Origin of the sequence: Chthonomonas sp. (assembly GCF_035294505.1) — a bacterium.
GTDB lineage: Bacteria > Armatimonadota > Chthonomonadetes > Chthonomonadales > Chthonomonadaceae > Chthonomonas.
Genome location: NZ_DATGKU010000154.1, coordinates 23,964 through 49,381 on the forward strand (window position 1 = coordinate 23,964; position 25,418 = coordinate 49,381).

The following is a 25,418-nucleotide window of genomic DNA, read 5'->3' on the forward strand; positions in this document are numbered from 1 at the left end:
GGGGAAGCAGGCTTTACGGCGAGAGATTCGCCTGATCAGAGCCTTTTAGAACACTATGCAACTGTGTGTACGCCATATAACTCGCTACGCCTATCCGGCGGCGGTGAGAGATAGCTATAACGAGCTTCGATTGATGCCCGTAAGCGATAACAATCAGACCTGTCGTACCTTCGAGCTTGATATAGAGCCTAAAGCGCGCGTTTTTAGCTACGAGCTGCCAAGCGGCACGGTGCACCATTTCAGCATCCGTGCCCCCCATAACGCGCTGACCATTCAGGCCTATTCGCAGGTTACTACCCACATTCAAGACCCTTTTGCGGGGCTGCAGATACATGAGGACGACAGCGCATTCTATGCCCGCGAGGGGGTACGGCAGCGTTTTTATGACTATCTGTCGCCAACGCGATTGGTTCCTTTGACGGCGGAGACCGATCGCATTGCACAGCTTGCCAGACGACAGGCAGGCGGGCCAGCCACGGCCACCTTTCTTATCGCCCTCATCCGCCTGTTGCATCGGGTGTTAGAGTATGCGCCCGGCTCTACACGGATTGATACCCCTATTCAACAGGTGCTGCAGCAGAAACGTGGCGTCTGCCAAGATTTTACACATCTCATGTTGGCCATATGTCGTCGGCAGCGCATTCCCTCTCGCTATGTGAGCGGCTATGTCTATACCGGCAGTGGAACGAAAGAGAGCGGGTGGTCAGAAGAGAAACATCTCATCGGAGGCGATGCGATGCACGCCTGGGTGGAGTGCCTTCTGCCTGATGGGGCTTGGCATGGGTTCGACCCAACCAACAACCTGGTGGTGAACGGGCATTATATTAAGGTGCATCATGGTAGAGACTATAACGATGTTTCACCGATACGCGGAGTATATCACGGGCCGGCCGATCATCAGATGGAGACGAGCGTGCGGGTGTGGTTGGAGGAGGAGGATTGAAGAGAATAGAGGCTATTATTCGCCCTAGTCGGCTGGATGCGGTGAAGATCGCTTTAGGCGAGATTGGGGTTACAGGCATGTCGGTGCAGGATGTGCGCGGGAGTGGGCGGCAACAGGGGCACCGTGAGAGCTATCGGGGCGCAGAATACGCCATCCCTTTGCCCATCAAGGTAAAGTTAGAAATCGTTGCCCGTGATGAAGAGGTCGAAGCCATTGTGGAGACCATCTTGCGTCACGCCAGAACCGGTGAGCCGGGAGATGGCAAAATTTTCATTCTGCCGGCCGACGATGCGGTACGTATTCGCACCGAAGAGCGGGGCGAAGAGGCCATTTGATGCCCTACGGCCAGGGGAATGTGGGAGTGGGTGTAAAGCGATTGAAGATGGCCGGTGCGGTGAAGAGGATGGCCATAATGAACTCGCCCAACACAGCCCCTAGAAAAAGAGGGCGCAGGCGTGCATAGAGCTTCATGCCTCCATAGCGAATAATAAGAGATTTCAAGACCCACGCCACAAGGCATGGAAACCAAAACACCATCATCGTCCAACTGCCGGAGAGCGCGTAGCCAAGGGGATGAAAGGGAAACCAAGGTAGACGACTGCGCAGCGCTACGATCAGCACCGTTACCAGGATTCCTATCCCGAAGTTGAGAATGTCGAAGAACTGAATGTTGGGATTGGTATGGTTCATGGTAGAGGCCGCATCGGTGAAAGCCCAAACCGGATTGCCCTGATATACATAGCTATACATCTGCACCGCGCCGTAGGTATAGGGCAGATGGATGCTGTAGTAGCCGGAGACGAGCAGCGCTGTGACGAATGCAAGCACGAAAACCGGTACAAGGGTGCGGCGGCGCACAGATAAACCATCGGCAAGCTTCATCGAGTCGAGAAAACCGGTAAGAATCAGTCCGCGTTGGTCACGCAGCATAACGGCATCTAGGAAGGCTAAAGAGGTGAGATTGGCCGGGCCTAAGTTGCGTAGGTCGCCTACCATACGGTAGATGTCGGTGGGCCGAAAGCAGGTTTCGGTCATCAGCATGCCGGCCTCAGAGGTGCTACGTGCCATGACGAGAGCGATAACGAATATGCCTATCCCCAGCTCAAAAAGAGCGAGCCAATAGCTCATTCCCAGCAGGTGCAGCCAGAGTGCAAGCAGCAACACGCTGCCCACCAGGCCGAACGTAGCCAAGCGGTAGGGCAACAGCTCGTTTTCTTCGCCCGGCAGATGGGCGGGCCGCTTCCATGCCCACAAAGCGCCCCAGATGGCTCGAAGATAGGGGCGTGCCGTATAGATCATGTAGCCTACTAGGGTGAGATAACATCCTATAAACTGGTAGCCCTGATAGGTTTTGCATCCGTACATGGGCATGGTGGGGAACTGATAGCCGAAGCGGGCACTGAGAACGTCCTCTAAGCGGGTTAGCAGAAAAAAGAACCAGAGGGAAAAGAGCAGGTCGGAGGGCAAAAGGTAGAAAAAGCCGATGGCCATAAACGAGATGTAGACGTGAAAAAAGCCGATGGCGCTGTTGTAGGGTGGCTGAGAAAAGAGCAGGCTGTTGAGATCGATATCGGTGGTGATATCGGGCACGGCGGGGGCGTATTGATGGAGGCCTTTTAGGCCGAACACGAAAGCTGGGATAGCGAAGCCCAGCCACATAAGGCGGTTTTTAAGGAAACTCGGTTGGGTGCTGCCCCCTATCGTGATATTTTCCCCACGAATCATCTCTAGGGGAAGTTGCGCGAGAGGAAAGGAGAGACGCTCGTTATCGGCCCATTGGCGCCTTAGGAGGGCTGCAAGACAAAGAAAGGCGGTGAAAAGCAGGCCTACGAATAGGCCCCAGGCCACCAGCGGAACGGCCCAAAGCGCCCAAGGAATGTGTTCTCCTGGTCGCAGGCCATCGAAAAAACGGGCGGCGACAAACTGTTTTGGAGGGCCTTTCGGATCCCACGGCACCGCCCATTTCGGAATCCATTTAAAAAACAGGCCCTCCCACCCGTTTGTGGGAGAAGCAAAGTAGTTCGGCACGACGAGCAGGGGGATAAGCTTTTCCATAAGGCCACGTGAGGAAACCATGGAGGCCAGCAACATCATGACATAGATGGTATAGAGTTCGTGTTGGGCCAAGCCGAGGCGCTCTGAAAGTTTGCGGAGGACGGCTTGTAGGCCTAAAATCAGGGCTAACATGCCCACCACAACAGGGGGGAGCTGCAGGTAGCCGATCTGAATTTTCCCAACGACGAGTTCGGCATAGCAAACAAGCACACAGGTAATACCCACGCAAACCAGCCCGATGAGAAGCGCTTTCAAGCTAAGGGCACTTCGTGTGGATGTCTCTGTAGGTTGCGAACGATTGCTTGGCGAAACCGCCATACACTCCTCCAGGAGAGCCAAGTTCTGTTAGGGGCCAAAGCGGCAACCAAAGGTATGGTCTTGAGCCGTGCTCATTATGTTTCGTATTAGCTAGCTCTGTCAAGTCAAAGCGAAGTCGTCTGCATAGCGCTCTCAAAAAAGCTCTCTTGATCCTACATTTCCGCGCCGATAATGCCGATAATTTGGGGAGACTATAGCTTCTTAACGAGCGCCTATACAGGTGCTCGCTATGGGGTTCGGCACCCTATACAGAAACTCGAACCAGGTAAATTCTTCGCAGGAGACGCTCACCTATGCTAGACCAAGCGCATGGACTTCGGGCTTTGGCAAGTCAAAATCGGGATGAGAGAGCGGGGGTTAGAGAGCCATCTCTTACCGAGAAAAGCACCGAGACGTTTGCGCAGGCCGTCGTCACCCCTCCCGCGCGTGCGCGCAAAGCGCGCGTTATTGCGGTGACGAGCGGTAAGGGAGGGGTAGGCAAAACGAACTTTTCCTCCAATCTCTCGCTCGCTTTGGCCGAAACCGGCAATCGCGTGATCGTTGTGGATGCCGATCTCGGCTTGGCTAATCTTCATGTAGTTCTGGGCGTCTACCCACAGTATAACTTAGAGCATGTAACGCATGGCGATCGGTCGTTGCGCGAGGTGCTTTGCCCTGGCCCTAACGGCATTCGGATTGTGGCCGGCGCCTCCGGATTGGCCGAACTCGCCGATCTCGACGCCATTCGTCGGGAAGCGCTTATTGAAAGCCTCGTAGAGCTTGATGCGCTGGCAGACATCGTGCTTATAGACACAGGGGCCGGCTTGGCTCGAAACGTTCTCGCTTTCCTGTGCGCGGCCGGAGAGGTGCTGGTGGTTACCACGCCGGAGCCAACAGCCCTGACCGACGCCTACGCAATTATCAAAACGGTCTATCGCGAAAACCCGCAGTCGCGCCTTATGCTGGCAGTCAATATGGCGCAGAACGAAGCGGAAGCTCATTCCGCACAGGAGCGCCTCGTGACCATCACCCGCCGTTTTCTGGGAACAGAGGTGGTGTCTCTTGGAAGCATTCCCCACGATCCTGCCGTGGGGCAAGCCGTCCGAAACGGCAAGCCGTTTCTGTTGAGCTATCCCTCCTCGCCGGCGGCACGCGCCGTGCGAAAGATAGCGCATCAGCTCACCTACTCTGCCCCGGCACCAAAGGAAGTGGAAGGGGTGGGCGGACTTCTGAATCGCATGCAGCGTTTCTTCAGTAGACATCTTGGCCGTTAAGCTCGCCGGGTAAGCAGGAGTCCGAACGATTACAAAGAAAAGATTCATAGATACAACCCAATGAGGGGGTATCTATTTCTAAAATTTTATCTACAGGGATAAGGCGTGTGAAGTCGTTGACATCCCAACTACCGACCATATTAGGCGCATTTTCCGCCATGTTAGTCTCTTTTTTAAGTCTGCTAAATGGCACATCGCCGGGAACCTGCCTTGCTCGTTCGGCGGCAGCGTTTCTCGTGTTCGCCGGTTTCGGCCTTGTGCTGCGCTATGCGCTCACCGAAGGGACGCGAGATGGGATATTAGGAACCGCTCTGCTCGAGGAAGGGAAGGAGGAGGCGGAGCCTAAGCTCGATGTCATCGTGCCCGGCACGACGGTGGCGGACTTGCTGGGGGTGAAGGCGGAAAATCAGGGGGAAGGAAATTCTAAATAACCGATACAAAAGTGAAGCCGGGGTGCCGTGCGCGGCAGTTCCGATGTAAGCGGCTTCGGAATGAAGGAGTGAACCCGATGAGACCAGAGGATGTTCAAAGAGATTGGTACCGTTTCAAAGAGTTTCAAGATGAAAACGCGCGCGCGCGTTTAATACAGCATTTCGCCTACTTGGTTAAAATCACAGCGGGGCGCGTGATATCGAACCTACCGCCCAGCCTGGATCGAGAAGACCTTGTGAGCGCGGGCGCTTTAGGCCTTATTAAGGCTGTAGACCAGTACGATCCCTCGCGGCAAGTGAAGTTCGAAACCTACGCTATTGCTCTTATTCGTGGTGCTATTCTCGAAATGCTGCGCGAGGACGACTGGGTGCCGCGTTCGGCTCGTGAGCGCATCAAGATGCTGGAACGAACTTACAACCTTTTGGAGGCACGGCTCGGGCGCCCGGCCACGGAAGAGGAGGTGGCAGCGGAGCTGCATATGGAGATGGATGAGTTTCACAAGCTGCTCATCGAGGCCGGTCGATCTTCGTTGCTTTCTTTGGAAGAGGTTCTCGTTGGCAGTGAAAATGGAGAGAACCTTCACCTCTCCGATGTCATCCAAGATGAGCGCCTTCTGCCCTCCGCCGAGGCGGAGCTACAGGAGCGCAAGCACATGCTTGGCAAGGCGATAGATCGTCTGCCGGAACGAGAGCGCTTGGTAATATCCCTCTACTACTATGAGGGATTGACGTTTAAGGAGATCGGGCGTATCCTTTCGATCTCTGAATCCAGGGTTTATCAGCTGCATACCCAGGCGGTCGTTCGATTGCAGGGGTATCTGCAGCGGGATAAGGAGCTTTTTCACTGACTGCCACCGTTCTTGACGGCGGGTGTCGGTGAAGGAGGTAACACATGGATCAAAGCGATTTACTTTCTATCCACCGCATCGAAAACACAGAAAGCATTCGCGAGGTGGGGCGGGAACCGCGCCAACACCCTCCTCCTGAACAGCATCGGGAGAAACCGCCGAAGAAGCAGGAAGAGGACGCTGTAACCGAGGAGGACGTGGTGGAGCTGAGTGCCGATGCGCTTGCGGTAACAGCCGCTGCGACGGATGCAACCGTTCAAGAAGAGACCTCTGTTCTCTCCGAGACTCCTCATATAGACATCGTCACCTAGTGGCCAGCTACAAAAGAGATGTTTTTCGACGCCGTTTTGTGCCATATTATTCGTATTGAGAAAGGATGTGCCGTATGGAGTGGCAGGCCATAGGCTTTGCTCTGCAAATCCTCATGCTCACTGTAGGATGGGTTCTGTTTCAAAAGGCTCGCGCCGAGCTTTCCGTTCGTGCCATCGAGGCCCCTGTGCTTTCAGAGCTAAAGGGCCTACAACGGAATGTGAATCGGCTCATCGAGCAACTTGAGGAGGCATCGTTAGAGGCATCGGTTCGCCTGGAGCGAAGCTGCGAAGAGGCCCGTGAGCTATTAGCCGCTTTAGAGCGTCAGATAAAGCGGTATGAGGAGCTGGAGGAACCAACAGCTCCTCCGTCGCAGCGGAGCGGCAAACCCAAATCTAGAGAAGGATCGGTGAGCAACGAACTCAAGATCGCTCCAACCGAATCGGTACCAAAGCGTTCTAAAACCGTCTCGCCAAAAGAGGCCATCTATGCCTTAGCGGAAAAGGGCGTCCCACCGGCTGCCATTGCCCGTGAAGTGGGCGTCTCCGAAGGCGAGGTAGAGACGTTATTGGGGCTGAAACTTGCCCATCGCGGATAAACCACTCCGAACGGCCATCTCTTTCTGAAAATCCTTTATTAAGGAGACATTCTACCTTTGGCTTCCGTTTCCTTTCGGCAAGGCCTCGGCCTTGCTTGTTGTGGCCGGCGTCTTTCTCTTCGGCAGGTGGCCGGAACTCTATGCATCCTTTTGCTACCCCTGTTGGCCGGCTGCCAAGGCGATAGCATTATCGCTCAGGTGGGCAACCAGAGCATCAACGTGGGGCGCTATTACGATACCCTTGAAAACCTCACCCAGGCCGATTTCAGCAACGCGCCCGACCTGCAGGCCGGGCCTTTGGCGCTGTTGTATCTCATTCGCGAAACAGCTATTCAACAGCTTGCCCAACAAAAGGGCTTTGTTCCGGCGGACGATTTTATAGACCGAATTTTGGAGTATCAACGCGAAAAAGACCCCAATCTCGACGACAACATTCGCCGTGGCCTGATCCCAGAAAATCAGCTAAAAAAGCAACTTACGCTTTTTTACGAGATTCTCGCTATCGGCGCCGACACCGACCATGTGGATGAGGCCAAACTGAAGCAGATGTATGACCGAGAAAAGAGTCAACTCGATCTGCCAGAACGCTTTGTTGCCAGAATGCTGTTGGTAAAAAATGAGCAGGACGGCATTGAAACGCTGAATCGGTTGAAAGCCACCGGGAATTTCGCCGCGGAAGCTCAACGAGAGCACGACGCTGCGCCCTTCGACGGAGAAGAGGTGACTTTAAGCGCCCAACAAGTGCAACAGCAACAGCCTCAACTTTACAATGCTCTTGAAAAGCTCTCTCCCGGCCAGTTCGCCGATGCGCCGATCCCTCTCAAACAGCCTGGGTCTCCAACGCCCCTTTATGTGCTGGTGCAGCTTACGCATAAAATGCCCGCCAAGCCCATGAGTTACGAGCAGGTGCGCCCGTTGCTGGTGGAGCAGTACCTTCAACAGGCCTTCCCACAATACCAGCTGCATTTTTACCAGGTTCTGACGGACTATCTGAAGGGGCTTCTGGCTCAAAATAAGATCATCATCTACAACCAGCGTTATGCCGGCATCGTTCTGGTACGGCTGAATCAAATTCTGAGTCAGCCTCCATCTATGCCAAATGCGCCCGTGCCTTCACAGTCGGTTCCTACACCTCAGGCACCGAGAAGTAGTGCTCCACCCCAGAACGGTCCTTAGGAAAGCTGAGCATGGTAACGCTGATCGGTTTAGGGCCGGGCGATCCCGATCTCATCTCGCGCGGGGCCGAACGTGCCCTGCGCGAGTCTGCAGCACAAGGCACCCTCTATCTACGTACCGGACGTCATCCGTGCGTGGCCACTCTAAAGGAGTGGGGGCTTGCATTTGAGACCTTCGACTACGTTTACGATTCGGCTACAAGCTTTGAAGAGGTCTACCAGGTCATTGTCAACAGGCTATTAGAGCGCGCTCGTGCTGGGCGTTCGGTGGCCTATGCCGTTCCGGGGCATCCGTTGCTTGGCGAGGAGAGCGTGCGCCTGCTGCTTGAACGACTCGAGGCCGAAGACATCGCCTATCGCATTGTCTCATCCTGCAGCTTCATTGAGGCCGTGTTAGCGGCAGCGCATCTCCCTTTGGCGGAGGGATGCGACGTTCGCGATGCCCTATCCTTGCAACTTGATGACGCGGTGAGCCGTGAGGGCCATCCCCTAGGGGGACGCATAGACACTTCGCGCGGGTTGCTGCTTTTTCAGGTCTTCGATAAGACATCTGCCTCTCACGCCAAATTGGCGCTTATGCGCTACTATCCCGACGAGTGGCAGGTATTGCTTGTGCGCAATGCCGGAGTAACCGCCATGGAGAGCGTTCAGGCCATACCGCTTTATCAACTCGACCGCCTCCCCCTCGATCACCTAACGGCCGTCTATGTGCCGCCGCTTCCTCCGCAGTTACGCCCTAAGGAATTCTATGCGCTGGTAGGAGTGATGGCGCGATTGCGGGCGCCTGACGGATGCCCTTGGGACCGCGAGCAGACGCATGCTACCTTGAAGCGGTATTTCATTGAAGAGACCTATGAGGTTCTTGACGCGATAGATGCCAACGATCCGAATGCCCTCTGTGAAGAGCTGGGCGACGCCCTGCTGCAGGCGGTTTTTCATGCCCAACTCGCCCGTGAAGAGGGGCTATTCACTATTGATGACGTTACGGCGCATATTGTAGAGAAGCTGGTTCGTCGCCACCCACACGTTTTTGGAACGACGGAGGTTGCCGATAGCGCAGAGGTGCTGCGGAATTGGGAGCGCATTAAGCGGGCGGAAAAAAGGGAGAACGTCCCGCAGCCCGACTCTATTCTCGATGGAATTCCCAAAGGGTTGCCTGCCTTGATGTACGCCATGGAGCTGAGCAAGCGAGTGGTAAAGGTGGGGTTTGAATGGCCGAGCCTTGAGGCAGTGCTCGCCAAAGTAGAGGAAGAGTGGGAAGAGCTAAAGCGCGAGCTGGCCGTTGACTCACCCGATCGGGCACGGGTAGCTGCTGAGTTAGGCGATCTGCTATTTACCTTGGTGCAGGTGGCGCGTAAACAGAACCTCGATGCCGAAGAGGCACTACGAACTATGTTGCGACGGTTTGAGACGCGTTTTCGTTATATGGAGCGACGTGCTGCAGAGAAGGGCTGCTCTCTGAAAGAGATGAAACTCGACGAACTCGATGCTTTATGGGAAGAGGCAAAACGCCAGGAACCTCTCTAAAGCCCTGCTTTGACGAGATCGTTTACCCGTAAAAGCCCTAGGCAGATGCCTTCCGCAGTAAGAACAGGGGCTACCGAGATGGGGCGCGGACGCTGGGTCATCTTTTGGAGGGCCTCATAGGCGAGTTGATCGGGCGCAAGGGTTAAAATGGGGTTTGGGTTCATCATATCCGCTGCCGTTAGGTTGAAGCTCTCTTGTTGATGTTTTAGAAAGGCTTGACGGAAGTCCGATTCGGCGATCAACCCGAGCAGATGGTTCGTATCGTCCAGCACGCACACGGCTCCCATATGCCCGGCGGTAAGTTCGCAGACAACCTCTTGGAACGAGGCGCTTGGTGCCACATGGGGCAAAGCGCTGCCATCGGGGGGCAGCAAATCTTGAACCCTTAGGGTTAAGCGACGCCCGAGGCGGCCGCCTGGGTGATTACGAGCGTACTCCTCTGGGCTGAGATGGCGACGGCGTTGAAGCGCCATGGCCAGAGCATCGCTAAGGGCCAGTGCAGCGACGACACTTGTGGTGGGTGCGAGGTTCAGCGGACATATCTCGCGCTCCACCGAGGCATCGAGAACGGCATGTGCGTGGCGTGCCAGCGTGGAATGAAGGTTACCCGTGATGGCGATAAGAGGTATATCACGTGCTCGCAGCAACGGAAGGAGGGTAAGCAACTCTTCACTTTCCCCGCTGTTGCTGAATGCGATCACCACATCTTCGTTGGTTACAAGCCCTAAATCGCCGTGGAGAGCCTCGGTGGGATGGAGAAACACGGCGGGCTGGCCGATGGAGGTGAGTGTGGCGGCAAGTTTGCGGGCGATAATGCCGGATTTACCGACACCGATGGTGATCACCTTCCCGCTGCAGGTCTCTAGTAGGGAAAGCGCCTGAGCAAAGGCCTCTCCGATGCGGTCGGCAAGGCAGCGCACCGCTTCCGACTCCACATACAGCGCCTCCCTCGCAAACTGAAGAGCCTCGTTCTCTTCCTGTGAAAACCTTTTTTCTCGTTGCATACTCTTCATTGTACCTCGATGCACCCACCCACGCAGAGCCACACTTGACGGAATTTGTTGCGCGGTGTATAATGCCCTTATGTACGATAGGTGCGATTCGATGTTGCAGGCTGGGCCTAGGTGCCGTTTGCTGCATCGAGCGACGAGGGCTACCGAAAATAGACGTAGAAAGTGCACGTCTTAGCCTTCTAAGAGGGGCGTCTGAATGTATAGGCCCGATTGCCTATGATAAAACCTTTTAAAAAACTGCTGCATTCACGGCCGTTTCTCGCGTTTCGTGAGCGCCAAGAGAATCAGGAACGACACCTGACCCGTATCTTCTCGCCCCTCCTGATCGTTGGCACCATCCTCCTTTTGACGCTCCTGCTGGCCTACCAGCCGGGGGCAGGGCATATCTACCTGCGTGTCGGCGAGGTAAGCCCGCGAGAAATACGCGCCGGTCGCAGTGTGTTTTATGTGGATACCACCAAAACTCGTCGTCTCCAAGAGGCGGCAGCGGAAGCCGTTCGCCCCGTTTTCGACCCCGATGACAAGGCCAATGTGCAAGCGCTGCGCACGGTTGCGCAACTCTTTGAACGGATGCAGGCAGAACGTACGGCTCTTCAAGCCCATAACCCTATTCGTGCCATAGACCTTCATAATGCGGTGGTCTCTTCTCAATTCACTTCCTTGCTGCCTTCCGATGCCTTGCGGCGGATGCTTACACTGCCAGAGCCTGTGTTTCAGCGACTGCAACAGGTAACGAGCCATCTTGTAAGCGCCGCGATGGAGCGAGAGATACGCGACCAAGGTCCCGACTTAAAAGATGCCATTGTGCAGACCGGTGAGGCGCTCGACAACGCGCTGCCAGACGCCCAAGATCGCGTGATAGCCCGCATGGTCATCGAGCATGCTCTTCGTCCCAATCTGCATTTCGATGCGCGCAAAACAGAGCGTGCGCGTGAAGCCGCCATGCACTCCGTGCGCCCCTATATTGACCGTGTCTTCATGGGCGATCGCATTTTGGCGCCGGGCGAGATCGTTACCCAACAGGCGTTGGATAAGCTCACGGCGCTTGGTTTGGTGAATCCGCGAGAGGAGTTGGCCACGAACGTGGCCATTGCCGTTCTGACCGTCCTCATGGTTCTGGCCATTAACTACTATATCGCTGTGAATCTGCCCCAGGTCTACAGGAATCGCAGGCGCATGGCGCTGCTATGGACGATTGTTGTACTGGCCGTGTTCGGTCTAAAAGCGGGAGCCGTGCTGTTCGGTATGACCGTGTCGAACGGTCAGCCCGGCTATCTCAGTATCGCCAGTGTAACGGCAATGGGCATGCTGGTCTGTGCCCTTATTGATATGAACTTAGCCGTTCTATTGGTGGCCGTTATGGCAGCGTTGACGGGTATTTTGATGAATCATGAGGTACGCTTCACGGTGATGACGTTGGTAAGCGGCCTTGTTGGAATTATGGGCGTTCAGGTGACGAAACGCAAAAACCGGCTTCTCATGCTGCTGCTCACACTGGCCATTGTGAATGTGGCCATGGTGTGGCTGTTGGGAATGCTCTTCGACGACGAGCCGGCGGATATGCTGCGGGGCACGTTGTGGGCGGTTATTTTAACCGCACCGGTGGCCACCTTCCTCTATTGGATAGGCACATTGGCCCTTGAAAAACCTTTTGGCCTGTTAACCCCTTCCCTGCTCATGGAGCTTTCCTCTACCGATCATCCTCTATTACAGAAACTTTGTACGTTGGCCCCAGGCACCTATGCCCACAGCATGATGGTGGGTACGTTGGCAGAGGCGGCAGCGAGAGCCATTGGGGCTGACGCTCTGCTGTGTCGAATCGGGGGGTACTATCACGATATCGGAAAGATGGATCACCCCGAGTTTTTCGTGGAGAACCAACGGCGTGAGAACGTTCATAGCCGTTTAAGTCCCTCTTTATCGGCAATTATCATTATTGCTCATGTGCGTGATGGGGTGAAGATCGCTAAAGCGGCAAGGCTTCCGCAGGAGATATGCGACATTATCGAACAGCATCACGGTACAACGCTCATCAGCTACTTTTATCACCGTGCTCTCATGGACAATGGGGGAGGAGATGAGATGCCTCCCGGTTTTGAAAACCGATTCCGTTACCCAGGCCCTAAACCACAGACACGAGAGGCCGCCATTGTTATGATGGCGGATTCGGTGGAAGCCGCAGCGCGTAGTCTGGAAAACCCCGATCCGGAACAGCTGAATCGGCTTGTGGAGGAGATACTTCATCATAAAGCCGAAGACGGGCAGTTCGACGAATGCCCCCTAACATTTCGGGATATGCGCCTCATTTCCGATGCTTTTTTGAGAATCCTTCAGGCCATTTGTCATCGTCGCGTACCCTATCCCAATCAAGGCTCTGCCCCTGCAAAGCCAGACGCACTCGTGACCTTTGATGCAAACCTTCCCATTGAACGGGAGATCGAGAGAAAGGATGTTAGCTCTTCGTTGCTGCTTGAACCCTACCTCGATGCCGAAGCATCGGTGCTCTCCTCGATCGTCCCTGAAGCAGCGGAGGCCGAACTAGAAACCTATGCCCATCATGATTTGTCGCAACTATCCCAAGAGAGTTCCGACGCTCCCCCTTCGACGCGCCGTGCGTCAACTCCTTCAAAGCGAAGGAAAGAGCCGCGCCGAAGTGAGCATTCTGCTGACAAATGATGCAGAAGTGCATCAACTTAACCTCTTGTATCGAGGAAAAGACTCTCCTACCGATGTGCTCTCTTTTGGCCAGCACACCGAGCCTGATCCGACGTCCATAACATCTGCCGATAATCTTCCTCAGCTGCTAGGCGACGTCGTTATCTCTGTGGATACGGCTTTTCGTCAGGCGCAACAGCATCGTATGGCTCTTGCCGATGAACTAGCTCTCTTAGCCGTACACGGCACGCTTCATCTTCTCGGCTATGAGGACGAAACGGAACAAGGTGCGGCGATCATGCGCCTGAAAGAGCGCGAGATACTGGGGGTTTCCTTAGACCCCGTGGAGAAGTTATGAGCCAGGAAAAAATGGAGACCCCTCCGGGTCCCTCTATAGATCGGGAGCTTACCGCGCCAAAGCGCCGCTCTCGGCCTAAACGTGTGGATGGTTCAGACCAGGCTGAACCGGTAAAAGAGCCTCTATCGGTTCTACGATTAGTTCGCAGCTACTTCGAAAGCGATAATAGACCTCTATCGCAGCGTACGGGTGCCTTCGTCGGTTTCCGCAACGCACAAGACGGCATTTTGCACTGCTTCCGTACTCAGCGGAACATGCGAATTCACTTTATCGTGCTCGTGGCCGTTCTACTTTCAGGCCTGCTGCTTAATTTCGATAACCGCGACATGCTCGTGCTGCTGTTTGCCATTACGCTGGTTATTGTGTCGGAGATGTTCAATACCGCGGTCGAGATCATCGTGGATATGGTGACCGAGCACTATAACCCGGCCGCGAAGTTGGCCAAGGATGTCGCGGCTGGGGCGGTGCTGCTCTCCGCTATGAACGCTATCATCGCCGGAGTTCTTATCTTCTTCGGCCAAAAGAAGCTGGTGCAGATTCAGGAACAGATGCGTCAGAACACAGGCCCCGACATCGTTCAGGTGGTCGTTATCGGGGTTGTGGCGCTCGCGTTATTGGTCATTATCTCCAAACTGCTAAGTAACACCGGCTCCCCCTGGCATGGCGGCATCATCAGCGGGCACACGGCTCTCGGCTTTCTTCTGGCCATGACCATCTTCTTTACCGCTGCCAACTCTTACATTGCCGTGCTTGCCGTGTTGTTGGCCGTGCTTATCGCGCATAGCCGAGTAGAGGCAGGAGTTCATTCCGTGAGAGAGGTCATTCTTGGTGCTGTCATCGCCATTTTTCTTACCTCCCTGGTCTTTCGACTCATGCCGCTCGTTCGCAGCTGGACAATGCACCGTGTAACATCGCCTGCTGCAGCGATGCACAGCGTGGGTAGACCCTCAGACCAGCTTTCACAGACGCCGCATAAAATAAATGAGCGCGCTTTAGACCCGTCTTCGAGTCATTAACCATGCTTGCCATGAACCGAAAAAAGAGACATCGTTCTAAACGGCCATCCGAAACGGAGGTTCCGAGTCCGCAGCCCCGAACCGGCGTGCGCTGGGTATGGGGCGTTGTGGTGGGAATGGTACTTGTAGGGGCAACTCAGGCGCTACTTGCCCGTCCAAATGATCGTCTTACGGTCTCTTCTTTGCCGGCTACAACGACGCCGAGACCCTCTCAAATGCTCATTGCGCTTTTTATTGCGTTTCTGCTCATTCTGGTGAACGGTCTGTTTGCCATGGCGGAATACGCTCTTATTATGGTGCGCAAAACCCGGTTACATCAACTTGCAGACGAAGGGCTGCGCAGCGCCCAGTTGGCGCTGAAGATGACATCGGGTGAACAGCTCACTCGGCTGATGGCCACCATACAGATCGGGGTTACTGTGGTCGCCACACTCTCCTCCGGCTTGGCCGCGAGTAGCACGGTGGAACCCTTAGCCGACTGGTTGCGAGCGCACCTGCCTACGGTGTTTGCCTTGTATGCCGGCACCATCGCCCTGCTGGTTGTTACCTTACCTGTAGCGGTGCTAACGCTTGTTGTCGGGGAGGTTGCGCCGAAAAGTTTAGGCTTGCAGTATGCGGAGCGCATTGCGTTGGTGGCGGTCTATCCGCTCAGTTGGTTGCAAACCTTGCTAGTTCCTGCCGTCTCGTTACTTACCGCCCTGTCTAACCTTGTGCTAAAGCCCTTTGGCGGGACGGCCAGCTTCTCTCCGCCGGCGATCAACGAAGAGGAGATCAAGCTGTTGGTGGAGGCCAGCGAAAAGCAGGGGGTTCTGGAAGCTGAAGAGACCGAGATGATCGAGTCGATTCTCGATTTCGGCGATACGCCTGTGCGTAAAGTGATGACCCCACGCATTGACATTACGGCCTTTGAGATAGGAGGTTCGTTATCGGAACTTGTTCGCCTCATCGGGGAGTCGGGGCATTCACGTATTCCGATCTATGAAGGCGATATGGATAACATTATCGGCATTGTGCATGCGAAGGATTTGCTCGGTCTCACCGTAAGCACGGAGGCAGGCGAGGGGGATATACGGCGCATCATGCGTCCGGCCTACTTTATTCCAGAGACCAAGAAGATCGGCGAGCTGCTATCGGAGTTCCGCAGAAGCCGCCAGCAGATCGCCATCGTGCGCGATGAATATGGGGTCACATCGGGCTTGGTCACCATCGAAGACCTGCTTGAGGAGATTGTGGGCGATATTCAGGATGAATACGATACGGAAGAGCCGATGGTTAGTGAGATTGATAGCCACACCTATCTTCTCGACGGGCGTATGAGCCTAGAAGACATTAACGAACGGTTCGAGCTTCATCTCCCTGAGGAGGAGGCCGATACCATCGGCGGGTTTGTGTTTGCTCTTTTGGGACGGCAGGCCCAGGCAGGCGAAGAGGTGGTTTACGAGGGGATTCGCTTCTGTGTGGAAGCTACCGATGGGCGACGCATTACCAAAGTGAAAATGGAGCTGCCAATACCACCTCAGGCGGAGAACGAGGAGGTGGATGATGAGCAGGCAGTGGTGAACGATAAGACGCAGGAAGAAAAACCAAGCGGTTTGGAGAGATAGAGCCATGCCAAGTGAGTTGCATAGCTATGTGGAGGATTTTCTGAGCTATATTGCGCGAGAACGTGGTTTTTCGCAAAACACGGTGGCAGGCTATCGTACAGACCTGGGGCAGTTTCTCCTCTTAGCCCTGCAACGCGGTGCCCGCACCGTGGTGGACCTCACCGAGACGCACGTGCTGGCCTGGATTGCGCAGATGCAGGAACAGAAGTTTTCTGAAAACAGCATTGCGCGAAAACTTGGGGCTTTACACTCTTTCGCACGCTATTTGGTGGTAGCCGGTGCGCGCAAAGACGATTTCATGGCCAACATCCCTAGCCGAAAACGCCCGGCACGGTTGCCACGTGCGCTTTCGATGGACAGTGTGGAACGGCTGTTGCATATTCCAGACCCTCAAGACCCGCGTTCCCTGCGCGATCAGGCGCTTTGTGAACTGCTTTACGCTACCGGCCTAAGGGTATCCGAGCTTTGCGCACTTACCGTTGACGATGTGGATTGGGAGTCGGGGATGATCCGCTGTTACGGAAAGGGGCGCAAGGAGCGACTGGTGCCCATGGGGAAAACAGCGGCCGATTATTTGGCGCTTTACTTGGAAAAAAGACGACAGGTATTGCAGACCGGCCAAGAGCCTGTTCCTCGTGAGCGTAAACGGGGCCGACCACGCGCCACCGGAATCGGGCTGAAGGAAGCGGCAAGCCCCTATCTATTTCCGAACCAACGCGGCGGAATGTTAACCCGTGTGCAGGTGCGGCTGATATTGCGCGAGCGAGCTACCAAAGCGGAGATTCATGAGCCGGTTTCTCCTCACGTCATCCGCCACTCTTTTGCCACGCATCTATTGTCGCAGGGGGCCGATCTGCGCACCATTCAAGAGCTTTTGGGGCATCGCCAAATCACCACCACCGAAATCTACACCCACGTCAGCAATCTTCGGCTGAAAGAGGTCTACAAGCAGAAGCATCCACGGGCGAAGTGAAGAAAAAAACTGCTTTTTATTGACAAATTACTTCTACTAATAATAAACGCAAAAAAGAAATGGTTGGATAGTTGTTCAATTCCGCCTAAGCCGATGAACGACGGAGAGATAGGCCTCGGCGGCGTGATCTATCTCGTCTACGGTGTTGTGACGGCCAATGCTAAAGCGAATGCCGCTTGCTGCAAGAGAACGCGGAAGTCCGAGGGCTAAAAGAACATGAGAAGGCTCGATGGAGCCGGAGGAGCAGGCGGCCCCGCTGGAGACGGCAATGCCGAGACGGTCGAGATTCATCAGCAGGGTCGCGCCCTCAATGCCTTCCACGGAAACGTTAAGAAGGCCCGGAAGGTGGTTGTGCCGATGGCCATTTATGCGGAGGTCTGGGCATCCCTCTAGAAGTTTCTGTTGGAGCCTATCGCGAAGTGCTGCGATGGTTACGGCATCGTTTTGGCGCTGCGCCATCGCAAGTTCTGCCGCTTTACCAAAGCCAACAAGGGCCGCCACATTCTCGGTACCGGCTCGTTTTTCCCTTTCCTGCGACCCACCATAGAGGATGGGGGATACTTTCAGCCCCTGACGAATATAGAGGGCACCGGCCCCTTTAGGGCCGTAGAGCTTATGAGCGCTAAGGGAAAGAAGGTCGCAATTCAGTTCGCGTACATGGATGGGGAGAAGACCCGCTGTTTGCACGGCATCTGTATGAAAAAGCGCTCCCCGCTCATGTGCGATGGCGGCTATCTCGGCAATGGGCTGTATCGTTCCGATCTCGTTGTTGGCGTGCATGATGGAGACAAGTGTCGTAGAGTCGGTAATGGCTTCGGCAACGGCCTGAGGCTCTACCACCCCATCGGGATTTACCGGAACCACCGTCACCCGATAGCCGAGCGTCTCCAAAAAGTGAGCGGAATGGAGCACAGCATGGTGTTCTATAGCGGAGACCACAAGATGGTTTTTGAAGGGTGGGGCTGCTAACATGGTGCCGATAATGGCCAGGTTGTCGGCCTCGGTGCCGCTTGAGGTGAAGTAGATTTCGCTGTAGTCGGCCCCGATAAGAGCAGCTACCGAATCGCGCGCCGAATCGAGAGCGGCCCGCGCCTCACGTCCAAGCCGATGGATGCTAGAGGGGTTGCCAAAGCTCTCTTGAAGCCAAGGCAACATCGCCTCTAACACCTCCGGCTCGACGGGGGTGGTAGCCGCATGATCCAGATAGATTATCTTGTTCGTTGCCACAGCAGGTTTTCCGGCGACGCTTAAACGATAACGCCCTCAATCTCTCTTTCGGGTATACCGGTATAACTCTACTCATCGGAGGAGAGAGTTGTTCCCATGCAGGCGCTAGCGCCGTCGGAGAAAGGCGGGAATATCAATATCTTCGGGCGTAACCCGTTCTGGCTCCTGCGGTTTGGTTGGCTGGGGCGGGGCCGGTTTCTGAGTGGAGGAAGGCTGTTGCCCCGTCGGCTGCTGCGGCCGACTGTCCACACTGCCAAAACCGGTGGCGAGCACGGTGATGCGCACAGCGCCCTCCATGCTGGGGTCTGGAACCCATCCGTAGATGATATTCGCATCGCGCTGGTCGCACAGTTGTGCGATCTGGTCGGCAGCCTCATTGAACTCGGAGAGGGTAAGGTCGTTGCCCGATGTCACATTCACAAGCACGCGGGTAGCCCCGTTGATGCTGGTTTCTAGCAGTTGGGAGGAGACGGCCATTTGGGCCGCTTCGACGGCACGGTGGTCGCCTTCGGCCATTCCGATGCCCATAAGTGCCGGGCCGGCGCCGGTCATGATGGCTTTCACATCGGCGAAGTCCACGTTGATCATACCGGGGATGGTGATGATGTCGGAGATGCCTTGAACGCCTTGGCGGAGAACATCATCGGCGGTTTTGAAGGCGTCTACCAGCGTCATATGGCGATCGCTTATCGAGAGAAGGCGTTGGTTTGGCACCACGATGATGGTATCCACACGTGCTTTCAGGGTCTCGATGCCCTCTTCGGCGAGGCGTTCGCGTAGAGGGCCTTCAAACTTAAAAGGCTTTGTGACAACGGCCACGGTAAGGGCGCCGATCTCCCGTGCAATTTCGGCGATGATAGGCGCCGCGCCCGTGCCGGTTCCACCGCCCATGCCGGCAGTAATAAAGACCATATCTGCCCCGTCGAGCACTTTTTTGATCTCGCTTTTGCTCTCTTCGGCGGCCGTGCGCCCCAAGTTCGGGTCACCGCCGGCTCCCAAGCCGCGCGTGGAGTTTTCCCCGAGCTGAAGTTTGCGGTTCGCTTTGGAGATGTTAAGCACCTGGACGTCGGTATTCATTGCAATGAACTCGACGCCCGTAAGGCCGGCCTCAATCATGCGGTTCACCGCGTTGGTGCCACCACCGCCAACACCAACGACTTTGATACGTGCGGAACCGAGGTCGGGCAGATTGCTTCCAATCAGGTTATTATTTATCATCGGCAGGTATATCCCCCTTTAATATTTCGTGTGTTAGTTTGCGCCCCTATCCGTTAGATAAGCTATACATCGAAAAGCCTACGAAACCATTTAAGCAGGCCTGGCAGTAGTCCTGTCGCTCGGCGGTAAGAAGCCTGCATCGGTGCTTTCAACTGGCGTTCGGCGCCATAGCGCAGAAGCCCTACGGCTGTGGCATACATGGGGTGGGTCAAAGTCTCACCCAGTCCACCAAGTCGCGCCGGGGTGCCCAGCCGCACCGGCAAGGCCAGCACATCGTGAGCCACCTCTTCACACCCGGCCAAAAGGCTTCCGCCACCGCTTAGCACGAGGCCTGCGGGCACCTGGCCTAACAGGCCCTCCGATTTTAGATCGTCTCGCACCATCTCGAAAAGCTCTTGCATGCGAGGCTCAATAATATGCACCAGCTCCATACGAGGAAGTCGTCTCGATTTTTCCCGTCCCAACTGGTGGACTTGCACAAGTTCATCCTCGATGACGAGTTTGGGCGAAGCGCTGCCGCTTTCGGTTTTGAGCCTTTCAGCCTCTTCCGGGGCGACGGTTAAGCCGTAGGCAAGATCGTTTGTCACATGGTTGCCCCCGATGGGAACAACAGAGGAGTGACAGATGGCTCCATTTTGAAACACCGCCACATCCGATGTACCGCCTCCAATATCCACCAAACAGACGCCAAGTTCCTTCTCCGCTTCCAGCAGCACGGCTTCTGCGGTGGCGATCGGTTCGAGAACCGACTCGATAACGGCAACTCCCGCCCGCCTCACGCACTTCTCGACGTTTTCCAGAAAAGTTGTGGCCCCATGTACGATATGCAGGCTTACCTCGAGCTGCTTTCCACTTAAGCCTATAGGGTCGCGAATGCCGCATTGCCCATCTACGGTAAAGCCGCGCGGAATGGTATGAAGGATGCGTCTGTCTGGCGGCAGCGTGATGTTGCGGGCCACCTGAACGGCATGGGCGACATCCGCCGGTGTGATCTCATGATTGGGTTGGGAGATGGTAATGCTGCCCTCACTGTTTAAAGAGGCGATATGTTCCCCTGTGACCCCTACATAGGCAGCCTCAATATCGTAACCGGCCTGTTGCACAGCTTTCGAGAGCGCCTGTTCTACCGAGCGAGCGGTGGCCTCTAAATCCACAACGACCCCTCGCTTGATCCCCTGAGACGGCTCCAACCCTATACCGGTCACCACGATCTCTTGGGGACCGTGCAGCTCAGCGATAAGCGCACATATTTTGGTGGTTCCTATATCGAGTGCGGCAATTGTTGGCTTTTTGGGCACGCTATCCGTTCCGTGTCATAAGATTTAGATTCCTTCACCGATCTCCGATTTTGGGGTGATCGGAGCGGGATTATAGCCGGCTTGCTGAGCGGCGGCTTCTTCCTGCTGGCGTTTTCTGGCCAGCGCAAGGTTGTTCAGATAGTAGCGCCGGATGAGAGAGAGGTTGTTGAACACCCGCGCTCCGAGGACGAGAACGGCCACAAAGGCCAAGTTAATGCCGAGATGATCGCCGATCCAGGCGAGCAGAGCGGCCAGCAAGGTATTAAGGATGAACCCGCTCGTAAAGATATCGTTTTGAAAACGGCCTTCGATGCCGGCACGTATGCCTCCGAACACAGTATCTAGACCGGCGAGGGCGGCCAGCGACAGATAGGGGGCCAATTGAGGCGGAACTTGCCATTTGAACAGTGAGAAGGCCTCCGTTCCCATCGCTGCACCGGCAATGAGACCGGTTACCGGTAAAAGAACTTGCCAAGATTTCATTTTGGTGTCTCGTTTACATCGGAAGATGCTGGCACACGACCATAACGCATTTGGGTACTGCCCGCGTAGGCAGGAATATGGAGTTTCTGAATTCGTTCTACCTTAACCATGGTGGGGCTAACTTCGCGAAGTTGTTGCAAAAGACCGCCCGGCAGATTTAAGCCACCCCAAAGAGCATTGGGGTCCCCAATGGCCTGGATGACATAGGGAGGTGTGGTAGGCACACCGTTTACCTGGATGACAGGCCCCACGCAGCGAATGGCGCTTGTGGCTACAATGCGCTGACCGTTCACGGCAATGGCTTCGGCACCGGAGGCGCGCAGTTCGTTAACGACCTCTTCAATATCCGTGTCATGAATGAGGTTTTGCATGGTGTAAGGTTCATTTGCGGAGACCGACTGTTTTGTGTTGTCGTTGAGGATCACCTCGACACCGGGGCCGACAAGATCGGTTAGCCCTGCGAATTTGCGGGCGTCCTTTAGCTCTTGGTTGATGGTGTCGGCGCCACCCCTTCGACGGGCAAGCTCGTCGTTGAGTTTTTGGTTTTCATCTCGAAGGTGCTTAATTTCGCTTTGGTAGTCCTCAAGTTTTTTGGCCGTATCCATGCTGCTACCGTAGACGAACCCTTCGCGTTGGGGGCCTGTGCCGGCACGAGAGAACTGGGTAACAACTCGCCAAGTAGCCGAAAGAATAAGCCCTAAGATGAAGCAGAGCGCCGTGAGCTGCCAAATAAAGGATCGGTGACTTATGTTAGAGGTAAAAATGTTCATCCTTGCGTTTTGCTCCGTTCGTTCCTTGGCGATAGTGGCATGGAATGGGCTGTGCTCGACGCCTCCGGTTGGGAGGTCGCTTTCAGATAAGCGAGCCGCGGAATGCCCGCCGGATGCGATGGACACGTAAGATTGACAACAGAAAGTAGTTGTGCAACGTTAGGTTGTAGTTCATAAATCCGATTCAAGAGAGCGATTTTCTGTTCTATTTCCTCCGCCTGGCCGAAGAGCACTCGCATACCATCTGACATATTTAAGCATATATTTCGCTCAGAATCAACCTCCACGCCTGCAATGGCAGGATGATTTTCTATTCGACTCTGTTTGAGAATGATAAGTAAAGCGCCGATCTCTATGTCATCGAGCGGTTTGCCGCAAACCACGGTCTCTTGCGGCAAACGGATAGTGGGTAGGGTAGGCAGAGAGCTGCGCGCTAATCGAATGGGCACTCCTTCGTCATCCATTTCGTAGGTTGTGGAGCCGACAACGAGGCGGCAAAAGGGCTGACGTGTGCCGATGACCAGCTGCAAGGTGTGCGGGAAATGGCGAACAAGATGCACCGAACGCACCCATGGCAAATGGTGCAGTGCTCGGCGAACCGAACTTGTGGGCGCTAAAAACCAGTTATGCCTCAACAGCTTTGCGGCTGTTTGTTGGGTTTGTGCGATCTCTTGGGGCGATAGGCCGGAAAGCCCCTTGAGGGTCACGTTGCGTACACGCAAATAGGGCGAGGTGAAGAGGGCACAGGTCACCTCGATGAAAAAGAGGAGCGACAGCGTGCCCACCACGCGCCGACGTTTTTGTGCTGTCGGACGATAACTCTTTGGGGGGAGATCAGCCATCATAAGCCGTGGTCGTCTCCTGTTTTGGGATAGCCGCATGGCGGAGGGCACAGCGGATGAGCCGCTCAACCAGATCGGTAAACGAAATTCCGGCAAAGGCAGCCGCATCGGGTAAGAGACTTGTAGGCGTCATGCCCGGAATCGTGTTCACTTCTAAAACCAACGGTTCCTGGTTCTTGACGATCATGTCGGTTCGGGACATTCCACGGCATCCCAATAGCTCATGGCAGCGTAGTGCAACCTGCTGGGCTTTTGCAAGCACCTCCGAAGGAAGCCGTGCCGGGAGGATATGCTCACTACCACCAATAGTGTATTTGCTATTATAATCATAATAAACCGATTTCGGAACTATCTCCACAACCGGCAACGCTTCCAAGTCGCCGGACTCCGGGTGTTCCAGAACGCCTACTGTTATCTCGGTGCCAGATACATACGGTTCAATAAGTGCCAAAGCATCGTAGTAGAGGGCGGTTTCTATCGCGGTCTCAAGCTGTTCCGGACGTTCCACAAGGGTACACCCCACGCTGGAGCCTTCTTCGTTGGGCTTTACGAACACAGGAAGGCCGCCCCATTGCGACGCGATGTTGTCCAATAGCGAAGTTAGCGGTGGGATTTTTCCACGTGCCACGGCGATGTCGGGAACGGTCGGTAGACCGTTAGCGCGAAAGAGTTGTTTGGAGATATGCTTGTTCATTGCCAAAGCGCTGGCCAAAACGCCTGAACCCGTGTAGGGTATGCCGAGTAGATCGAGGAGGCCTTGAACTCTGCCATCTTCCCCGTTTCGCCCATGCAAGGCGATGAAAACGACATCGGGACGCTCGACGGTTTGGGCAGGCAAAAAGCGCTGAAGTTGTTTTTCTAGCCATTCGGCGCCCGGCAGCGGTTTTCCTGCTCCCGACAGGCTCACTAAATGCTCTACGGCCAAGCGAAACAGAGCGTCCATGTCGGCTCCGGTGGCCTCGTAGCGCGATGGATCGAGCGCTTCGAGAATCATTTTGCCGCTCGACAGGGAGACGGCTCGCTCGGAGGAGTTGCCTCCCATTAAAACGAGTACTTTGCATTTTCTATCGGTCGGGTTCATTCGGCAAGCCCTGCCTGCTGGACAAGATGGAAGAAGGTGATGGCTTCCTCCCGAATATCGCCGGCCCCAAGAAACAGCACGATATCGCCGGGCTGGGCTAAAGCGCGCAGCATTTTGGGAGCATCGGTTTTATCGGGGAGGAAAATGGCCGGGATAGAGGGTTTTAAACGCACGACGCCATGCACGATATCGGCTGCACGCACGCCGGGAATGGGGCGCTCACGTGCCGGGTAGATATCGGTAACGATAACCGCATCGGCTTCAGAGAGGGCTGCAGCGAACTCGTTGAGAAAGTCTCGGGTTCGACTGTAGAGATGGGGTTGAAATACCACGAGAAGGCGAGAATAGGGGTGGGCTTGACGCTGGGCCGCAAAGGTGGCATGTATTTCCGTTGGGTGGTGGGCATAGTCATCTATAATCTGGATGGTGCCCTTCGGCAGGCTCACTGTACCGATCGGCTCCTGTCGGCGTTCCACACCGGTAAATGCGGCCAGTCCTTGCACGATCTGTGTCTCGGTAAGACCGAAGAGCTGTCCGGTTATAGCGGCTGCAAGGGCGTTGAGCAGATTATGTCGGCCTGGAAGAGGAAGGGTTATTGTTAGCTCACGCCCCCCAAAGTTCCAAAGGAAGCGAGTGTGTTGACCCTCCTCTAGAATTTTAACATCGTTGAGGCTGTAGGTGTAGAGGGCGCAGGGCGGGTGGAAGGTCTTGAGAAGCTGCTGCACCCCCGGATCGTCGCGGCAAACGATCAGCGCCCCATCGGCAGAGCGGATTTGAGCAGCGAAATTGCGAAAGCCGTTCACCACATTTTCTGGGGTTTGATAGTAGTCCAAATGATCGGCCTCGATGTTGGTGATCACGGCATAGTGAGGATGAAGATGCAGAAAAGAGCCGTAGGCTTCGCATGCTTCGGTAACGAAGGGAGCCGATGGCGCGCCGATACGAGCGTTCCCACCGAGCTGAGGCACTTCGGCGCCGACGAAAACGGTAGGGTTTTTGCCGGCCTGTTGCAACATAACGCCGATCATCGCCGTGGTGGTGGTTTTGCCGTGTGTGCCGGCTACGGCCAGGGTGGGGCCGGGGTGTTCGTCCATGAGGGCACCGAGAAAGGCCGCTCGCGAGAGGACAGGCAGCCCTCTGCGATAGGCCTCTTGCAACTCTGGATTGTCTTCTGGAACGGCAGCCGAGGCAACCACCATTTCAACGGATGGCGCGAGGTTTTCACGCGCATGAAAATCGAATATCTCGGCACCCTCCTTTAAAAGCCTGGCCACGGCCGGGTTGGAATCGGCCTGCGCATGAGGGTCGGAACCGCTTACCTTTACCCCTCTACGCAAGGCCGACTGGGCGAGGGCGCTCATCCCTACACCGGCAATGCCGATGAAATGAATATGTTTTGGCAGCTCTTTGAGCATAGCGCGAA

Annotated in this window: 24 protein-coding genes; 14 read left to right on the forward strand and 10 right to left on the reverse strand. The window is 55.3% G+C overall.

The features are described 5' to 3' along the window. Positions 1-55: 55 nt before the first annotated feature. Entirely contained in the window at positions 56-943 is an 888-nt protein-coding gene (locus VKV18_RS08610) for a transglutaminase family protein (protein ID WP_324203798.1), read from the forward strand. Further along, entirely contained in the window at positions 940-1,278 is a 339-nt protein-coding gene (locus VKV18_RS08615) for a P-II family nitrogen regulator (RefSeq protein WP_016482367.1), read from the forward strand. Before VKV18_RS08610 ends, VKV18_RS08615 begins: the two co-directional genes overlap by 4 nt. A gap of 4 nt (positions 1,279-1,282) precedes the next feature. Here VKV18_RS08615 and VKV18_RS08620 read toward each other — a convergent pair whose 3' ends face one another. Beyond that, a complete protein-coding gene (locus VKV18_RS08620; RefSeq protein ID WP_324203799.1) occupies positions 1,283-3,316 on the reverse strand; it encodes a DUF6785 family protein in 2,034 nt (677 codons plus the stop codon). A gap of 293 nt (positions 3,317-3,609) precedes the next feature. Here VKV18_RS08620 and VKV18_RS08625 point away from each other — a divergent pair, with 293 nt between their 5' ends. The 7 genes from VKV18_RS08625 (at position 3,610) to mazG (ending at position 9,457) form a co-directional block, all read left to right on the forward strand. Then, complete coding sequence (locus VKV18_RS08625; RefSeq protein ID WP_324203800.1) at positions 3,610-4,569, forward strand: P-loop NTPase; 960 nt, start codon at positions 3,610-3,612, stop codon at positions 4,567-4,569. A gap of 158 nt (positions 4,570-4,727) precedes the next feature. Further along, on the forward strand, positions 4,728-5,000 hold the full coding sequence (locus tag VKV18_RS08630; protein WP_324203801.1) for a hypothetical protein: 273 nt from the start codon (positions 4,728-4,730) through the stop codon (positions 4,998-5,000). A gap of 77 nt (positions 5,001-5,077) precedes the next feature. Further along, entirely contained in the window at positions 5,078-5,848 is a 771-nt protein-coding gene (locus tag VKV18_RS08635; protein WP_324203802.1) for a FliA/WhiG family RNA polymerase sigma factor, read from the forward strand. 44 nt (positions 5,849-5,892) lie between these two features. After that, complete coding sequence (locus tag VKV18_RS08640) at positions 5,893-6,159, forward strand: hypothetical protein (protein WP_324203803.1); 267 nt, start codon at positions 5,893-5,895, stop codon at positions 6,157-6,159. 74 nt (positions 6,160-6,233) lie between these two features. Then, complete coding sequence (locus tag VKV18_RS08645) at positions 6,234-6,755, forward strand: hypothetical protein (protein WP_324203804.1); 522 nt, start codon at positions 6,234-6,236, stop codon at positions 6,753-6,755. Positions 6,756-6,812: 57 nt separating this feature from the next. Further along, positions 6,813-7,931 (forward strand): peptidylprolyl isomerase, encoded by a 1,119-nt coding sequence (locus tag VKV18_RS08650; RefSeq protein WP_324203805.1) that lies wholly within the window; start codon positions 6,813-6,815, stop codon positions 7,929-7,931. 11 nt (positions 7,932-7,942) lie between these two features. After that, positions 7,943-9,457 carry a nucleoside triphosphate pyrophosphohydrolase gene (gene mazG, locus VKV18_RS08655; RefSeq protein ID WP_324203806.1) on the forward strand — a complete coding sequence of 505 codons (1,515 nt, stop codon included), beginning with the start codon at positions 7,943-7,945 and terminating at the stop codon, positions 9,455-9,457. On the opposite strand, the gene VKV18_RS08660 is transcribed toward mazG, so the two are convergent. Continuing rightward, complete coding sequence (locus VKV18_RS08660) at positions 9,454-10,461, reverse strand: KpsF/GutQ family sugar-phosphate isomerase (protein WP_324203807.1); 1,008 nt, start codon at positions 10,459-10,461, stop codon at positions 9,454-9,456. The two genes, mazG and VKV18_RS08660, sit on opposite strands and share 4 nt — an antisense overlap. Positions 10,462-10,686: 225 nt before the next feature. On the opposite strand from VKV18_RS08660, the gene VKV18_RS08665 reads away from it, so the two are divergent. From VKV18_RS08665 to VKV18_RS08685, 5 genes are read left to right on the forward strand one after another with little or no spacing between them, the layout of a single operon-like run. Beyond that, positions 10,687-13,146 carry an HDIG domain-containing metalloprotein gene (locus VKV18_RS08665; RefSeq protein ID WP_324203808.1) on the forward strand — a complete coding sequence of 820 codons (2,460 nt, stop codon included), beginning with the start codon at positions 10,687-10,689 and terminating at the stop codon, positions 13,144-13,146. After that, positions 13,028-13,483 (forward strand): rRNA maturation RNase YbeY, encoded by a 456-nt coding sequence (gene ybeY, locus VKV18_RS08670; RefSeq protein ID WP_324203809.1) that lies wholly within the window; start codon positions 13,028-13,030, stop codon positions 13,481-13,483. The genes VKV18_RS08665 and ybeY overlap by 119 nt, the downstream gene beginning before the upstream one ends. Then, the gene (locus VKV18_RS08675) at positions 13,480-14,499 is read left to right on the forward strand and encodes a diacylglycerol kinase (protein WP_324203810.1); all 1,020 of its coding nucleotides are present in this window, start codon (positions 13,480-13,482) and stop codon (positions 14,497-14,499) included. The genes ybeY and VKV18_RS08675 overlap by 4 nt, the downstream gene beginning before the upstream one ends. Positions 14,500-14,510: 11 nt before the next feature. After that, on the forward strand, positions 14,511-16,103 hold the full coding sequence (locus tag VKV18_RS08680) for a hemolysin family protein (protein ID WP_324203811.1): 1,593 nt from the start codon (positions 14,511-14,513) through the stop codon (positions 16,101-16,103). Between the two features lie 4 nt (positions 16,104-16,107). Then, positions 16,108-17,076, forward strand: coding sequence for a tyrosine recombinase (locus tag VKV18_RS08685; RefSeq protein ID WP_324203812.1), 969 nt, complete (start codon positions 16,108-16,110; stop codon positions 17,074-17,076). Between the two features lie 75 nt (positions 17,077-17,151). Here the strand turns inward: VKV18_RS08685 and VKV18_RS08690 are convergent, their stop codons facing one another. From VKV18_RS08690 to murC, 8 genes are all read right to left on the reverse strand, one after another. Beyond that, positions 17,152-18,303, reverse strand: coding sequence for an IscS subfamily cysteine desulfurase (locus VKV18_RS08690; RefSeq protein WP_324203813.1), 1,152 nt, complete (start codon positions 18,301-18,303; stop codon positions 17,152-17,154). A 105-nt stretch (positions 18,304-18,408) separates the two neighbouring features. Then, on the reverse strand, positions 18,409-19,521 hold the full coding sequence (gene ftsZ / locus VKV18_RS08695; RefSeq protein ID WP_324203814.1) for a cell division protein FtsZ: 1,113 nt from the start codon (positions 19,519-19,521) through the stop codon (positions 18,409-18,411). Between the two features lie 62 nt (positions 19,522-19,583). Further along, the gene (ftsA, locus tag VKV18_RS08700; protein WP_324203815.1) at positions 19,584-20,819 is read right to left on the reverse strand and encodes a cell division protein FtsA; all 1,236 of its coding nucleotides are present in this window, start codon (positions 20,817-20,819) and stop codon (positions 19,584-19,586) included. A 24-nt stretch (positions 20,820-20,843) separates the two neighbouring features. After that, positions 20,844-21,302 carry a small basic family protein gene (locus VKV18_RS08705; protein WP_324201685.1) on the reverse strand — a complete coding sequence of 153 codons (459 nt, stop codon included), beginning with the start codon at positions 21,300-21,302 and terminating at the stop codon, positions 20,844-20,846. Then, the gene (locus VKV18_RS08710) at positions 21,299-22,072 is read right to left on the reverse strand and encodes a DUF881 domain-containing protein (RefSeq protein ID WP_324203816.1); all 774 of its coding nucleotides are present in this window, start codon (positions 22,070-22,072) and stop codon (positions 21,299-21,301) included. Before VKV18_RS08710 ends, VKV18_RS08705 begins: the two co-directional genes overlap by 4 nt. Continuing rightward, on the reverse strand, positions 22,069-22,917 hold the full coding sequence (locus VKV18_RS08715; RefSeq protein ID WP_324203817.1) for a cell division protein FtsQ/DivIB: 849 nt from the start codon (positions 22,915-22,917) through the stop codon (positions 22,069-22,071). The genes VKV18_RS08710 and VKV18_RS08715 overlap by 4 nt, the downstream gene beginning before the upstream one ends. Further along, on the reverse strand, positions 22,907-23,995 hold the full coding sequence (locus VKV18_RS08720) for a D-alanine--D-alanine ligase (protein ID WP_324203818.1): 1,089 nt from the start codon (positions 23,993-23,995) through the stop codon (positions 22,907-22,909). The genes VKV18_RS08715 and VKV18_RS08720 overlap by 11 nt, the downstream gene beginning before the upstream one ends. After that, positions 23,992-25,410, reverse strand: a complete 1,419-nt coding sequence (gene murC, locus VKV18_RS08725) for a UDP-N-acetylmuramate--L-alanine ligase (RefSeq protein WP_324203819.1) — start codon at positions 25,408-25,410, stop codon at positions 23,992-23,994. The genes VKV18_RS08720 and murC overlap by 4 nt, the downstream gene beginning before the upstream one ends. Positions 25,411-25,418 lie beyond the last annotated feature (8 nt).

Coding starts and splice junctions, on each gene's coding strand:
- VKV18_RS08610 (WP_324203798.1), top strand. CDS start 56: ATGCAACTGTGTGTACGCCATATAACTCGCTACGCCTATCCGGCGGCG.
- VKV18_RS08705 (WP_324201685.1), bottom strand. CDS start 21,302: ATGAAATCTTGGCAAGTTCTTTTACCGGTAACCGGTCTCATTGCCGGT.
- VKV18_RS08685 (WP_324203812.1), top strand. CDS start 16,108: ATGCCAAGTGAGTTGCATAGCTATGTGGAGGATTTTCTGAGCTATATT.
- ybeY (WP_324203809.1), top strand. CDS start 13,028: ATGATTTGTCGCAACTATCCCAAGAGAGTTCCGACGCTCCCCCTTCGA.
- VKV18_RS08710 (WP_324203816.1), bottom strand. CDS start 22,072: ATGAACATTTTTACCTCTAACATAAGTCACCGATCCTTTATTTGGCAG.
- VKV18_RS08715 (WP_324203817.1), bottom strand. CDS start 22,917: ATGATGGCTGATCTCCCCCCAAAGAGTTATCGTCCGACAGCACAAAAA.
- VKV18_RS08660 (WP_324203807.1), bottom strand. CDS start 10,461: ATGCAACGAGAAAAAAGGTTTTCACAGGAAGAGAACGAGGCTCTTCAG.
- VKV18_RS08640 (WP_324203803.1), top strand. CDS start 5,893: ATGGATCAAAGCGATTTACTTTCTATCCACCGCATCGAAAACACAGAA.
- VKV18_RS08630 (WP_324203801.1), top strand. CDS start 4,728: ATGTTAGTCTCTTTTTTAAGTCTGCTAAATGGCACATCGCCGGGAACC.
- VKV18_RS08645 (WP_324203804.1), top strand. CDS start 6,234: ATGGAGTGGCAGGCCATAGGCTTTGCTCTGCAAATCCTCATGCTCACT.
- VKV18_RS08680 (WP_324203811.1), top strand. CDS start 14,511: ATGAACCGAAAAAAGAGACATCGTTCTAAACGGCCATCCGAAACGGAG.
- VKV18_RS08720 (WP_324203818.1), bottom strand. CDS start 23,995: ATGAACCCGACCGATAGAAAATGCAAAGTACTCGTTTTAATGGGAGGC.
- VKV18_RS08625 (WP_324203800.1), top strand. CDS start 3,610: ATGCTAGACCAAGCGCATGGACTTCGGGCTTTGGCAAGTCAAAATCGG.
- murC (WP_324203819.1), bottom strand. CDS start 25,410: ATGCTCAAAGAGCTGCCAAAACATATTCATTTCATCGGCATTGCCGGT.
- mazG (WP_324203806.1), top strand. CDS start 7,943: ATGGTAACGCTGATCGGTTTAGGGCCGGGCGATCCCGATCTCATCTCG.
- ftsZ (WP_324203814.1), bottom strand. CDS start 19,521: ATGATAAATAATAACCTGATTGGAAGCAATCTGCCCGACCTCGGTTCC.
- VKV18_RS08665 (WP_324203808.1), top strand. CDS start 10,687: ATGATAAAACCTTTTAAAAAACTGCTGCATTCACGGCCGTTTCTCGCG.
- VKV18_RS08635 (WP_324203802.1), top strand. CDS start 5,078: ATGAGACCAGAGGATGTTCAAAGAGATTGGTACCGTTTCAAAGAGTTT.
- VKV18_RS08620 (WP_324203799.1), bottom strand. CDS start 3,316: ATGGCGGTTTCGCCAAGCAATCGTTCGCAACCTACAGAGACATCCACA.
- VKV18_RS08675 (WP_324203810.1), top strand. CDS start 13,480: ATGAGCCAGGAAAAAATGGAGACCCCTCCGGGTCCCTCTATAGATCGG.